The following is a 13,737-nucleotide window of genomic DNA, read 5'->3' as shown; positions in this document are numbered from 1 at the left end:
CGCCCGCAAGGCGAGGGCAGCGCTGTTTTCAGCGGCGACGGAACAGCGGCAGCGGTTCGTCGGTGGCGGCCTGGTAGGTCACCGAGAAGTCCTTGAGGCTTTCAAGGGCCTCGTACGGGTCTTTGTCAGCGCGCAGGGCGAAGGCATCGAAACCGCAGCGGTGCAGGTAGAACAACTGGTCGCGCAGCACATCGCCAATGGCGCGCAGCTCGCCTTTGAACTGGTAGCGGTCACGCAGCAGGCGCGCATTGGAATAGTTGCGCCCGTCGGTGAAGGCCGGGAAGTTCAAGGCGATGACCTGGAACTTGTCCACGTCGGCACCGATTTCCTCGGCTTCCTCGTCGCTGTCCAGCCACACGCCCAGGCCGCCATCGCGGGCTTGCAGGGCGTGGCCGTGCTCGCGCCACAGGGCCAGCGGCACGATCAGGTCGTCGCAGTTGCTGATGCCGTCCAGGGTCGCGTCCTTGGGCAGCAGGTGCCAGGTTTCGTCGACCACTGCGTTGTTCTTAATGATTCGCTGCATAGACGCGCTCCTTGAAGGGCTCGATACCAATACGCTGGTAGGTGTCGATGAAACGTTCATCTTCAGTGCGTTTTTCCACGTACACGTCGATCAGCTTGCTGATCACGTCAGGCATGGCTTCCTGGGCGAACGAGGGGCCCAGGATCTTGCCCAGGCTGGCGTCGCGGCTGGCGCTGCCACCCAGGGACACCTGGTAGAACTCCTCGCCTTTCTTGTCCACGCCCAGAATACCGATGTGGCCCACGTGGTGGTGACCGCAGGCGTTCATGCAGCCGGAAATGTTCAGGTCCAGTTCGCCGATGTCGAACAGGTAGTCCAGGTCGTCGAAGCGGCGCTGGATGGATTCGGCGATCGGGATCGACTTGGCGTTGGCCAGGGAGCAGAAATCACCGCCGGGGCAGCAGATGATGTCGGTCAACAGGCCGATGTTCGGGGTAGCGAAGCCGCCCTCGCGCAGTTCCAGCCACAGGGCGTGCAAGCGGCTCTGCTCGACGTCGGCCAGGATGATGTTCTGCTCGTGGGACGTACGCAGCTGGCCGAAGCTGTAGCGGTCGGCCAGGTCGGCGACGGCGTCCAGCTGCTTGTCGGTCAGGTCGCCTGGCGCCACGCCCGTGGGCTTGAGCGACAGGGTCACGGCCACATAGCCCGGCTTCTTGTGGGCCAGGGTATTGCGTGTGCGCCAGCGGGCGAAGCCCGGGTGCTCGGCGTCCAGGGCGCTCAGCTCGGCGCTGAAGTCCGCCAGGGCCTTGTAGTCCGGGTCGACGAAGTGCTTGGCCACGCGGTGCAGCTCGGCTTCGGTCAGCGTGGTGCTGCCGCCGCGCAGGTGTTCCATCTCGGCATCGACCTTCTGGGCGAACACCTCAGGGGTGAGGGCCTTGACCAGGATCTTGATGCGCGCCTTGTACTTGTTGTCCCGACGGCCATAGCGGTTGTACACCCGCAGGATGGCGTCCAGGTAGCTGAGCAGGTCTTGCCACGGCAGGAATTCGTTGATGAACGAGCCCACCACCGGGGTACGGCCCAGGCCGCCACCCACCAGCACGCGGAAGCCCAGCTCACCAGCAGCGTTGTGCACCGGCTCCAGGCCGATGTCATGCACTTCGATGGCGGCGCGGTCGGTGCTGGCACCGTTCACGGCGATCTTGAACTTGCGCGGCAGGTAGGCGAACTCGGGGTGGAAGGTGGTCCACTGACGCACGATTTCGCACCAGGGGCGCGGGTCGATCACTTCATCGGCAGCAACACCGGCGAACTGGTCGGTGGTCACGTTGCGCAGGCAGTTGCCGCTGGTCTGGATGGCGTGCATCTGCACCGTGGCCAGTTCGGCCAGGATGTCAGGAATATCTTCGACCGCTGGCCAGTTGAACTGCACGTTCTGGCGAGTACTGATGTGGGCATAACCCTTGTCGTAGTCGCGGGCGATCTTGGCCATCATGCGCGTCTGGCGCGACGTCAGTTGGCCGTAAGGCACGGCCACCCGCAGCATGGGCGCGAAGCGTTGGATGTAGAGGCCATTCTGCAGGCGCAGCGGGCGGAACTCTTCTTCGCTGAGCTCCCCGGCCAGGTAGCGTCGGGTCTGGTCACGGAACTGCTTGACGCGGTCCTCGATGATCCGTTGATCGTACTCGTCGTAAACGTACATAGGTGTCCTGTTCTCAGGCTGCTTACAGCATTTCGCGCGCACGGCCGCGCACTCCCAGCGGAGCCGACGAAAGATACCAGTTTCGGGTTATGCGCAAAAGTGATGTTTGAATATAAGGAAAGATCCAAAAGTACTAACGTTAGTACTTTAGTCTCAAATCCTTACTTGCCGTGAGGGCAAGGCTGAACTTAACTGCGAAGGCGTCCTGATAAAAATCATAAAGAGGCGACCGCACCATGAGCAACCCCGTGAAAAGCCGCAAACCTGACAGCAGCGTCGATGCCTGGGCGATTCTGTTCCTCATTATCCTGGTGGTGTCCGCCGCCGTGTTCTGGGTCAGCCACCAGTAGGGGCTCACACCCCGGCCAGGTGTACCACCAGCTTGACCACTGCAAACAGCCCCAGTGCGAACACCACCGTGCACACAATGCCCAGCGCAATGAAATGCGCTGGTTTGCCGTGGGTAAAGTCGCGTTCGCGGTTTTTCTGGCTTTGCACGCCGAAGGCAGCTGCAATGATGCTGTGCAGCATTTGCCAGAGGGTAGGGGGCTTGGTCGTGGGCATGGTGGCGACTCCTTGCCCGACAGTGTAGCCCCGTTCCACAGGGGTTACGCGTCGTAGCCCAGGTTTGGCGCCAGCCAGCGCTCGCTCACGGTCAGGTCCTGCCGCTTGCGCTTGCTGTAGGACTGCACCTGGTCCTTGTCCACCTTGCCCACGGCGAAATACTGCGCCTGTGGGTGGGCGAAGTACCAGCCGCTCACGGCCGCGGCCGGGAACATGGCGAAGTGCTCGGTCAGGGTCACGCCGCTCTGGCCGTTGTGGTCCAGCAGTTCGAACAGGGTGCCTTTCTCGGTGTGGTCAGGGCACGCCGGGTAACCCGGGGCAGGGCGGATACCCTTGTACTGCTCCTTGATCAGCGCTTCGTTGTCCAGCACCTCTTCGGGGTCGTAGCCCCAATGCTCTTTGCGCACCTGCTGGTGCAGCCATTCGGCGCAGGCCTCGGCCAGGCGGTCGGCCAGGGCCTTGACCATGATCGAGTTGTAGTCGTCGCCCTTGTCCTGGTACGCCTTGGCCACTTCCTCGGCGCCGATGCCGGCCGTGGTGATGAAACCGCCCACGTAGTCGGTCACGCCGCTGTCCTTGGGCGCGACGAAGTCGGCCAGGCTGAAGTTCGGCTTGCCGTCGGGCTTGATGGTCTGCTGGCGCAGGTGGTGCAGGCGTGCCAGCGGGCGACCGTCGTCGGCATACACTTCGATGTCGTCGTGGTCCACCTGGTTGGCAGGCCAGAAACCGAATACCGCGCGTGCGCTGATCAGCTTTTCATCGATCAGCTTGCGCAGCATTTCCTTGGCGTCCTCGTACAGCGCCGTGGCGGCTTCACCCACCACTTCGTCGGTGAGAATGCGCGGGAATTTGCCGGCCAGGTCCCAGGAAATGAAGAACGGTGTCCAGTCGATGTACTCGGCCAGCACGTTCAGATCGATGTCGTCCAGTACCTTGGCACCGGTAAAGGTCGGCTTCACGGGCTGGTAACCGGCCCAGTCGAATGTCGCCTTCGCCGCGATCGACTGCTCATAGGTCAGGCGCTCGGTACGGGCACTGCGGTTGGCGGTGCGCTCGCGTACTTCCACGTAGTCCTGGCGGGTGCGCTCGACGAAGCCGGGCTTGAGTTCCTTGGACAGCAACTGGGTGGCCACACCCACGGCACGCGAGGCATCGGTGACGTACACCACGGCGTCGTTGCTGTACTTGGGCTCGATCTTCACCGCCGTGTGGGCCTTGGAGGTGGTGGCGCCGCCGATCATCAGCGGCAGGTGGAAGCCCTGGCGCTGCATCTCGCGGGCCACGTGGACCATTTCGTCCAGCGACGGGGTGATCAGCCCGGACAGGCCGATGATGTCGCACCGTTCCTCCTTGGCCACCTGCAGGATTTTTTCCGCCGGCACCATCACGCCCAGGTCGACGATGTCATAACCGTTGCAACCCAGGACCACGCCGACGATGTTCTTGCCAATGTCGTGCACATCGCCCTTGACCGTGGCCATCAGGATCTTGCCCTTGGCTTCCGGCTTGTCGCCCTTTTCCTCTTCGATGAAGGGGATCAGGTGCGCCACGGCCTGTTTCATCACCCGCGCCGACTTTACCACTTGCGGCAGGAACATCTTGCCCGAGCCGAACAGGTCGCCAACGATGTTCATGCCAGACATCAGCGGGCCTTCGATTACCTCGATAGGGCGCTTGAACGACTGGCGCGATTCTTCGGTGTCTTCGACGATGTGGGTGGTGATGCCCTTGACCAGCGCATGTTCCAGGCGCTTGTTCACCGCCCAGCTGCGCCATTCTTCGGTCTCGGCTTCCTTGACGCTGCCGTCGCCCTTGTACTTGTCGGCGATGGCCAGCAGCGCATCGGTGCCTTCGGGGGTACGGTTGAGCACCACGTCTTCCACGGCGTCGCGCAGCTCTTGCGGGATCTGGTCGTAGATCTCCAGCTGGCCGGCGTTGACGATACCCATGGTCAGGCCATTGCGGATGGCGTACAGCAGGAACACCGAGTGAATGGCTTCGCGCACCGGGTTGTTGCCGCGAAACGAGAACGACACGTTGGACACGCCACCGCTGCTCAGGGCATAGGGCAATTCGTCACGAATGAAGGCGCAGGCATTGATGAAATCGACCGCGTAGTTGTTGTGTTCCTCGATACCGGTGGCCACGGCGAAGATGTTCGGGTCGAAGATGATGTCTTCCGGCGGGAAACCCACCACGTTCACCAGAATGTCGTAGCTGCGCTTGCAGATTTCCTTCTTGCGCGCCTCGGTGTCGGCCTGGCCGGCTTCGTCGAAGGCCATCACCACCACGGCGGCGCCGTAGCGCTTGCACAGTTTGGCGTGGTGAATGAATGCATCGACGCCTTCCTTCATGCTGATGGAGTTGACGATGCCCTTGCCCTGGATGCACTTGAGGCCGGCTTCGATCACTTCCCACTTGGAGGAGTCGATCATGATCGGCACGCGGGAGATGTCCGGCTCGCCGGCGATCAGGTTGAGGAAGGTGACCATGGCCTTCTTCGAGTCCAGCATGCCCTCGTCCATGTTGATGTCGATCACCTGGGCGCCGGCTTCGACCTGTTGCAGGGCCACTTCCAGCGCTTCGGTGTAGTTCTCTTCGCGGATCAGGCGGGCGAACTTGGCGGAGCCGGTGATGTTGGTGCGTTCGCCGACGTTGACGAACAGCGAGCTGCGGTCGATGGTGAACGGCTCCAGGCCCGACAGGCGGCAGGCCTTGGGAATGTCTGGAATGGCCCGCGGCGGGTACTTGGCCACAGCCTCGGCGATGGCCTGGATGTGGCCTGGGGTGGTGCCGCAGCAACCGCCGATGATGTTCAGGAAGCCACTGGCGGCGAACTCCTCGACCACCACAGCCATTTCGGCCGGGGTCTCGTCGTATTCACCGAACGCATTGGGCAGGCCGGCATTGGGGTGGGCGGACACGTGGGTGCCGGCCTTGGTCGCGAGCTCTTCCAGGTAGGGGCGCAGGTCCTTGGCGCCCAGGGCGCAGTTCAGGCCCACGGAAATGGGCTTGGCGTGGGCTACCGAGTTCCAGAAGGCCTCGGTGGTCTGGCCCGACAGGGTGCGGCCGGAGGCGTCGGTGATGGTGCCGGAGATCATGATCGGCAGTTCGAAGCCGATTTTCTCGAACACGCCCTGCACGGCGAAGATCGCCGCCTTGGCGTTGAGGGTGTCGAAAATGGTTTCGATCAGGATCAGGTCGGCGCCGCCCTCGATCAGGCCTTCGGTGGCCTCGGTGTAGTTTTCCACCAGTTCGTCGAAGGTGACGTTGCGGTAGCCCGGGTCGTTGACGTCCGGGGAAATGGAGCACGTACGGCTGGTAGGGCCCAGCACGCCGGCGACGAAGCGCGGCTTGTCCGGGGTTTCCAGGGTCTTGGCGTCGGCCACCTGACGCGCCACCCGGGCACCTTCCACGTTCAGCTCGTACACCAGCGACTCCATGCCGTAGTCGGCCTGGGACACCTGGGTGGCGTTGAAGGTGTTGGTTTCCAGAATGTCGGCGCCAGCGTCCAGGTAGGCTTTCTCGATGGCGGCGATGATGTCCGGGCGGCTGAGCAGCAGCAGGTCGTTGTTGCCCTTGACGTCGCTCGGCCAGTCGGCGAAGCGCGTGCCACGATAGTCGGATTCCTCCAGGCGGTAGCTTTGGATCATAGTACCCATGCCGCCATCGAGAATCAGGATGCGCTCTTTGAGGGCTTGCTGAAGTGCTTGGAGACGAGCGCTGCGGTCAGACATTGGGCTACCTGTCGGGACAAAAGACAAAAAGAAGCGAAACAAAAGATGCGAAATAATACCAAACCTGCGCGCTTTTAAACGCTTCTGTCTTTTGCATGAATTTCATTCATGTTTGAGGGGCTCCTCCAAAGGTAGAATCGGTCCCACAGTTACCGAGTTGCCAGATCCAACTTCACAATCAGGACCCCGCCACATGGTGCATCGCTTCCTTGCCGCCGCAGTCATTCTGCTTGCTAGCCTGACTGCCCACGCGCAGGACCCCGCCGCCAGCCCGGCGATTTCCTATACCCGTGACATACAGCCGATCCTCACCGAAAAATGCGTCGCCTGCCATGCCTGCAACGATGCCGCCTGTCAGCTCAACCTGGGCAGCGCCGAGGGCGCGACCCGCGGGGCCAGCAAGGTGCCGGTGTACCAGGGGGACCGCAGTACCGCCGTCACCCCCACGCGCATTTTCTACGACGCCAGCGGCCCCGAGGCCTGGCGCCGCAAGGGCTTCTACTCGGTGCTCGACGCCCAGGGCAGTCAGGCGGCGCTGATGGCGCGCATGCTGGAGCTGGGCCACGACAACCCGTTGCCGCCCAACAGCAAGCTGCCCGACAACATCGTGCTGGGCCTGAACCGCACCAATATGTGCCCAATGCCCGGGGAATTCGACGCCTATGCCGCCGCCCATGTGCATGAAGGCATGCCGCTGGCCGTGACGGGCCTGACGGACGCCCAGTATGCCACGGTCAAGCGCTGGATCGCCGCGGGCGCCCCGGTGGACCAGCAAGCGATCCAGGCCAGCCCCAAGGAAGCGGCGCAGATCGCCGAGTGGGAGGCACTGCTCAACCGGCCGGGTTCCACGGAGGCGCTGGTGGCCCGCTGGCTGTACGAGCATCTGTTCCTGGCGCACATCTATTTCACCGGCGGTGAGCCGGGCCACTTCTTCCAGTGGGTGCGTTCGCGCACGCCCAGTGGCCAGCCCATCGACCTGATCGCCACCCGCCGCCCCGACGATGACCCAGGCTCGGTGTTCTATTACCGCCTGATGGCGGTGCAGGGCGTGATCGTGCACAAGACCCACATCACCTACCCCATGGGGCCGGCCAAGCTGGCGCGGGTCAAGCAACTGTTCTACAGCGGTGACTGGCACGCCACGGCGCTGCCCGGCTACGGGCCGCGCCACCGTGCCAACCCGTTCGAGACCTTCCAGGCAATCCCGGCAGTGGCCCGTTACCAGTTCATGCTGGATAACGCCGAGTATTTCGTGCGCACCTTTATCCGCGGGCCGGTGTGCCGCGGGCAGATCGCCACCGACGTGATCCGCGACCATTTCTGGGCGCTGTTCCAGGAGCCGGCCCGCGACCGCTACGTGACCGACGCCGCGTACCGGGCCAAGGCCACGCCGCTGCTGGAGATGCCAGGCCAGGACGACAACGTCGGCAGCATCCTGTCGCTGTGGCTGGCCTACCGTGACAAGCGCAATGCCTACGAAGACCTGCGGCGTGACGCCTACGCCGACATGCCGCCGCCGAGCTGGGCCACCCTGTGGGCCGGCAACGACAACGCGCTGCTGACCATCTTCCGTCACTTCGACAGCGCCTCGGTGAACAAAGGTCTGATCGGCGACGTACCGACCACGATGTGGCTGTTCGACTACCCGCTGCTGGAGCGCACCTATTACCAGCTGGCGGTGAACTTCGACGTGTACGGTAACGTGGCGCACCAGGCGCAGACGCGCTTGTACTTCGACCTGATCCGCAACGGCGCCGAGATCAATTTCCTGCGCCTGATGCCGGCGGACAAGCGCGGCAAGCTTCTCGACAGCTGGTACCAGAACAGCGGCAAGGTGAAGATGTGGCTGGACTACCAGAAAATCGACACCAGCACGCCCAGCGGCATGCAGCTCAATGAGCATGACCCCAAGCGGGATTTCGGCCTCAAGCTGATTCAGCGCGCCGGCACCCTCAACGCCAGCCCCGACCCGATCAACCGCTGCACGGGCGCCTATTGTTCGCGCACCGGCATCAGTGAGGAGTTCAAGAACGTCGAGCAGTCCCTGAGCCGCCTGGTGTCGCGCCCGGCCGCAGGGCTGAAGGTCATCGACCGCTTGCCAGAGGCCACCATGCTGCGCATACCCGGCAAGAGCGGGCGCATGGTCTACAGCCTGCTGCGCAACCGCGCGCACACCAACGTGGCGTTCCTGCTGGGCGAGGCCTACCGCTACGTACCGGGGCTGGACAGCCTGACCCTGTGGCCCGGTGTGCTCAGCAGCTACCCCAACTTCATGTTCAACGTACCGGCCGACCAGGTGCCGGCCTTTGTCGACTCCCTGGAACAGTCCCGGGACCAGGCCAGCTTTGACAAGATCGTCGAGCGCTGGGGCGTGCGCCGCACCAACCCGCAGTTCTGGGATTTCTTCCATGACCTGAGCACCTACATTCAGGAAACCGAGCCCCAGGAGGCGGGGGTGCTGGACATGAATCGGTACGAGAACCTGTAGAACGGTGTTGCCCGTTTCCCGAGCTTCGCCCGGTCCCACAGGGTTCAACGTGGGGCTGGGACCAAGCGCTGGGAGGGCACCGCTGGTCAATCAGGCTGACCTTTGCCCCTTTTTTGTAGTCGGACCTAGTGAGCGTGCACCGAAAGGGCGCACAGTCCGGTGACAAAAAAGGCGGTAAACATGCTGATTTCGCTTCAAGCCCTCCGGGCCCTGGCAGCCTGGACGGTTGTCTGCCATCACTTCATGCAAATCTTTTTCGACTTCCATGCCAGCGGGCCGATCGGTCAATTCTTCGTTGATCGTGGGGCTGTCGGCGTCGACATTTTCTTCGTCATCAGCGGCCTGGTGATCTACCTGTCCACCCAGGACAAAGATATGCCTGCCGGGCGCTTTCTGCTCAACCGGGCGATCCGCATCGTGCCGGCCTACTGGTTCTATACCTTGCTCATGGGCCTGATGATCGTCGCCCTCGGGCAGCAAATGCCCCACCAGGTGGTGGATCTGCCGCACTTTATTCTGTCCCTGCTGTTCATCCCTTCGGAAAACCCCGGCGGCTATGGCCTGTACCCCACGTTGAACGTGGGCTGGACGCTGAACTACGAGATGTTCTTCTACTTGATGTTCTCGCTGGTGTTCGTGGTACCCCGGCGCCTGCGCCCGGTGGTCGTGGCCGCCGCGCTGTTCGCGGTGTGCGAGATGGTCAGCACTTATGGGGTACTGAGCCGTTTCTACGCCAACAACATCATTTACGAGTTCCTGCTGGGCATCGCCATCGGCTGGGCCTACCGCCGCGGCTGGGTCGCCCAGGGGCTGTGGATGCCACTGATGCTGATCGCCGTCTCGCTGGTGGCCATCTACAACCTGCCTGCCAGTGACCGCTTGCTCAACTGGGGCGTACCCAGCGCCATCATCGTGGTGTCCTGCGTGGCCATGGAGCCGTGGTTCAAGGGCAATCGCGTGCTCAAGACCCTGGGCGACTGCTCCTACTCGGTGTACCTGATTCACGTGCTGGTGCTTTACACCGGCTGGTTCGCCAGCGAGCGGCTGAACATCAACCCTTACCTGGTGTTCGCCATCTGCGTGCCGGTCATCGCCTTGATGTCGTGGGCCAGCTACATCTGGATCGAAACTCGCCTGTACCGGCGCATGAAGGCGTGGGCCGAGGCGCGCCTGGCCCCCATGCCAGACCGGTCCATAACCTGACAAAAATACTGGGACTTTGTGCCGCGCCTGGTTTGGCGTAAACTGCAGTCAAGTCTGTGAGGAACTTACATGAGCGCCATAACGATTACCGACGCGGCACACGATTACCTGGCTGATCTGCTGGAAAAGCAGAACACCCCGGGTATCGGCATTCGAATTTTCATCACCCAGCCTGGCACTACCTACGCTGAAACCTGCATTGCCTATTGCAAGCCAGGCGAGGAGAAGCCGGAAGACAGCGCCATCGGCCTGAAAAGCTTCACCGCTTACCTGGATGCGGTCAGCGTGCCGTTCCTGGAAGACGCGGTGGTCGACTACGCCACCGACCGCATGGGTGGCCAGCTGACCATCAAGGCGCCGAACGCCAAAGTGCCGATGGTCAATGAAGACAGCCCGGTCAACGAGCGCATCAACTACTATCTGCAGACCGAGATCAACCCTGGGCTGGCCAGCCATGGCGGTCAGGTAACCCTGATCGAGGTGGTGGAAGACGGCGTCGCCGTGCTGCAGTTCGGTGGCGGTTGCCAGGGCTGCGGCCAGGCTGACGTAACCCTGAAGGAAGGCATCGAGCGCACTTTGCTCGAGCGTATCCCCGAGCTCAAGGGCGTGCGCGACGTGACCGACCATTCGCAGAAAGAAAACGCCTACTACTAAGGCGTAACCTGCGAGCCCGAAAAACGGCGCCCCGTGAGCGCCGTTTTTTTATGCCGAAGGTAATGTCGTGCGTGACGGCACGTTCAACCAAACCGCTCGGCGTAATGTTGCGGGCTGATACCCAGGGTCTTCTGAAAGCTGCGCCGCAAACTCTCCGGGTGCCCAAACCCGCACAACCGCGCCACGCTCTGCACCGAGGCCTGGCCACCGTGCAGCAGGGCGCGGGCCGACGCGAGCCGTACTTGTTCCACGTACCGCGCTGGGGTGGTGCCCAGTTCCGCTGTGAACACGCGGTACAGCGTGCGCGGCGCCATGCACGCCTGTTCGGCCAGCGCTTCCAGCGACAGGTCGTCGCCCAGGTGCGCGGGTATCCATTCCAGCAGGGCCGCCAGGCGCGGCGCCCGGCTGGCCTCGGGCGCCAGGTGCGGGCTGAACTGCGCCTGGTCGCCGGGGCGCTTGAGGAACATCACCAACCGGCGCGCTACCGCCAGGGCCACGGTGCGCCCCAGGTCGTCTTCCAGCAGCGCCAGGGCCAGATCGATACCGGCGGTGACCCCGGCCGAGGTGAACAGGTGCGGGGCACTCGGTTGGTAGGTGTGCAGCCGTTCGCCCTGTACCTGAATGCGGGGAAAGGCCCGCAGCGCTTCGACATCGGCCCAATGGGTGGTGGCCGTGTAGCCGTCGAGCAGCCCGGCATGGGCCAGGATCAACGCGCCGGAGCAGATGGAGCCCAGACGGCGCACGCGGGGTTCGGCGTCGCGCAGCCACTGCAGCAGCGGTTGATTGTCGAACTGGGCTTGTTCACCTTGGCCACCGGGCACCAGCAACGTGTCAATGGTGCTTGGGTCGGTGGCGTGAAAGGCGTGTTCGGCGTGCAGGGCAAAACCGGCCGAGGTCACCACCGGGCCGGTGCTTTCGGCCAGCAGGTGCAAGGTGTAGGCGGATGGCAGGCCCAGGCGCGCCCGCTCTTCGTTCGCCGAGGCGAACACCTGCAGGGGGCCGGTGACGTCCAGGCTCATGACCCCGGGGTAGAGCAGGCAGGCGATGTGGCGCATGGTTCGTGTCACTGCCGGTACAGGTGTGCGTGCCCGGCGCGGTACAGTGCCGACTCGCCAAAGCAATCGGTGTCCAGCACGCGGCCCACCAGAATCAGCGCCGTGCGCCGAAACCCCTTGGCGGCCACTTGGGTTTCGATGTCCGCCAAGGTGCCTACCACCCAATCCTGATCCGGCCAACTGGCCTTGTGAATCACCGCGATCGGGCAATCCTCTCCATAATGCGGCAACAGTTCGCCGACAATCCTCGCCAAATGCTGTACGCCCAGGTGAATCGCCATGGTCGACCCATGCCGCGCCAGGTCGTGCAGGGCTTCGCCCTCAGGCATCGGCGATTTGTCGGCATAACGGGTCAGAATCACGGTTTGCGACACCCCCGGCAAGGTCAGCTCCGCGCCCAGCAGCGCCGCGCAGGCGGCCGTGGCGGTCACCCCGGGGATGATCTCGAAGGCAATGCCGCGCTCGCGCAGGCAGCGGATCTGCTCGCCGATGGCGCCATACAGGCTGGGGTCGCCCGAGTGAACGCGCGCTACGTCCTGGCCTCGCGCGTCGGCGGCGGCGAGGAGTTCGATGATCTGTTCCAGGTGCAGCTCGGCGCTGTTCACCACCTGCTCGGCGCGGTGGCCTTCGAGCACGGCGGTGGGCACCAGGGAGCCGGCGTAGATGATCACCGGGCACTGGCGAATCAGCCGCTGGCCCTTGACGGTGATCAGTTCCGGGTCGCCGGGGCCGGCGCCGATGAAGTAGACGGTCATGGGGAAATCCTGAGTGAAACGGTCACGGCGTGAATGAAATTCATGTGGCTCACGCTTTATAAAGCTCGATTATCCGGGATTTGTGCCCGGCTGCGCCAATGCCAGGGTCGCCTGGGCATTTTTTTGTCGCGTGACCCGCAGCGTGGCGCCCCTGCCCGCCATGGCCAGCGCAGTGCTTTCAGCCACCCCGTGGCAGCCAGTGTGGGCGAACGCCAGGGCAGAGCGATGGGTCAGTTGGCCCTCGAAGGCCGCCAATTGCGCCGCGCTGAACACCACCAGCTTCAGTCCCAGTTCGCTGGCCAGTTGCAGTAGGCCGGGCTCGTCGGCCTTGAGGTCGATGCTGCCGATGCCGGCCAGGTCGGCGCGGGTCAGGCCGTGATGGGCGAGGGTGGTGTCGAGCAGGTCAGCCAGGGCGCTGGCGGGGCAATTGCGTTGGCAGCCGAGGCCGGCGAAAAGGGAGGGCATGCTGGGTCCTGGGGTTCGGCTTGGGTTGCTTGATGATTGTGGGGTGTTTTTGAGGTGCATGTCTTGGGTTTTTTGCGTTCTCAAGATCGAGCGCCGCGCGGGCGGCGCTCGATCTCAAGGGCGCCAGAAGAATCAAGGCATGCACCTTTCGGCCCCGACCCGGTTGCAAGACGGGCCATCGGGGATTCGTCGATATGTCTCGCCGGGGATTGCATCAGGGCCTCCAAGTGCCAGGCGATGATGCTGTGGCGTTCTTGAGATCGAGCGCCGCCCGCGCGGCGCTTCGCGAGCAAGGGCTCGGCGCCCCCCTCGCTCCCACATCTGTTTCGGGCCAGTTTTGCCTGTGAGATCACCGCGACCGCCTTGTTGGCTCCAGCACAGAGCTGCAGTGAACCAACAAAGCGGACCAGGTGATGCCACTGGCATAACTGGCCCGAAACAAACGTTGGAGCAGAGCTTGCTCGCGAACGCGCCGCGCGGGCGGCGCTCGATCTCAAGGGCGCGGAAGAATCAAGGCATGCACCTTTCGGCCCCCGACCCGGTTGCAAGACGGGCAGATCGGGGGTTCTTCGATATTCCTCGCTGGGGATTGCATCAGGGCCTCCAAGTGCCAGGCGATGGTGTTGTGTCTTCTTGAGATCGAGCGCCGCC

Annotated in this window: 10 protein-coding genes; 3 read left to right on the top strand and 7 right to left on the bottom strand. The window is 63.4% G+C overall.

Annotation, left to right across the window (positions count from 1 at the left end):
• Window positions 1–28: 28 nt before the first annotated feature.
• From QBK88_RS21415 to metH, 4 genes are all read right to left on the bottom strand, one after another.
• On the bottom strand, window positions 29–523 hold the full coding sequence (locus QBK88_RS21415) for a DUF934 domain-containing protein (RefSeq protein WP_158155664.1): 495 nt from the start codon (window positions 521–523) through the stop codon (window positions 29–31).
• On the bottom strand, window positions 507–2,165 hold the full coding sequence (locus tag QBK88_RS21410) for a nitrite/sulfite reductase (RefSeq protein ID WP_277963614.1): 1,659 nt from the start codon (window positions 2,163–2,165) through the stop codon (window positions 507–509). The genes QBK88_RS21415 and QBK88_RS21410 overlap by 17 nt, the downstream gene beginning before the upstream one ends.
• A 354-nt stretch (window positions 2,166–2,519) precedes the next feature.
• The gene (locus QBK88_RS21405; protein WP_277963613.1) at window positions 2,520–2,729 is read right to left on the bottom strand and encodes a DUF2970 domain-containing protein; all 210 of its coding nucleotides are present in this window, start codon (window positions 2,727–2,729) and stop codon (window positions 2,520–2,522) included.
• Window positions 2,730–2,773: 44 nt separating this feature from the next.
• Window positions 2,774–6,466 (bottom strand): methionine synthase, encoded by a 3,693-nt coding sequence (gene metH / locus QBK88_RS21400; protein ID WP_277963612.1) that lies wholly within the window; start codon window positions 6,464–6,466, stop codon window positions 2,774–2,776.
• A 193-nt stretch (window positions 6,467–6,659) separates the two neighbouring features.
• On the opposite strand from metH, the gene QBK88_RS21395 reads away from it, so the two are divergent.
• The 3 genes from QBK88_RS21395 to nfuA all read left to right on the top strand — a co-directional run bounded on the left by QBK88_RS21395 (window position 6,660) and on the right by nfuA (window position 10,811).
• Window positions 6,660–8,954: a fatty acid cis/trans isomerase gene (locus QBK88_RS21395; RefSeq protein WP_277963611.1), complete on the top strand. Its 2,295-nt coding sequence runs from the start codon at window positions 6,660–6,662 to the stop codon at window positions 8,952–8,954.
• Window positions 8,955–9,134: 180 nt separating this feature from the next.
• On the top strand, window positions 9,135–10,157 hold the full coding sequence (locus QBK88_RS21390) for an acyltransferase family protein (protein ID WP_277963610.1): 1,023 nt from the start codon (window positions 9,135–9,137) through the stop codon (window positions 10,155–10,157).
• 69 nt (window positions 10,158–10,226) lie between these two features.
• A complete protein-coding gene (gene nfuA, locus QBK88_RS21385; RefSeq protein ID WP_268143594.1) occupies window positions 10,227–10,811 on the top strand; it encodes a Fe-S biogenesis protein NfuA in 585 nt (194 codons plus the stop codon).
• An 83-nt stretch (window positions 10,812–10,894) separates the two neighbouring features.
• Here the strand turns inward: nfuA and QBK88_RS21380 are convergent, their stop codons facing one another.
• From QBK88_RS21380 to QBK88_RS21370, 3 genes are all read right to left on the bottom strand, one after another.
• On the bottom strand, window positions 10,895–11,866 hold the full coding sequence (locus QBK88_RS21380) for a helix-turn-helix domain-containing protein (RefSeq protein ID WP_277963609.1): 972 nt from the start codon (window positions 11,864–11,866) through the stop codon (window positions 10,895–10,897).
• Between the two features lie 8 nt (window positions 11,867–11,874).
• Window positions 11,875–12,621, bottom strand: a complete 747-nt coding sequence (cobM, locus tag QBK88_RS21375; RefSeq protein WP_277963608.1) for a precorrin-4 C(11)-methyltransferase — start codon at window positions 12,619–12,621, stop codon at window positions 11,875–11,877.
• Window positions 12,622–12,690: 69 nt separating this feature from the next.
• Complete coding sequence (locus QBK88_RS21370; RefSeq protein WP_277963607.1) at window positions 12,691–13,086, bottom strand: cobalamin biosynthesis protein; 396 nt, start codon at window positions 13,084–13,086, stop codon at window positions 12,691–12,693.
• Between the last annotated feature and the right edge of the window lie 651 nt (window positions 13,087–13,737).

This window comes from Pseudomonas sp. RIT-To-2 (assembly GCF_029623465.1).
Taxonomy (GTDB): Bacteria; Pseudomonadota; Gammaproteobacteria; order Pseudomonadales; family Pseudomonadaceae; genus Aquipseudomonas; species Aquipseudomonas silvicola.
The sequence above is the reverse complement of the archived record's forward strand: the minus strand, read 5'-3'. Positions and strand labels throughout refer to the sequence as shown.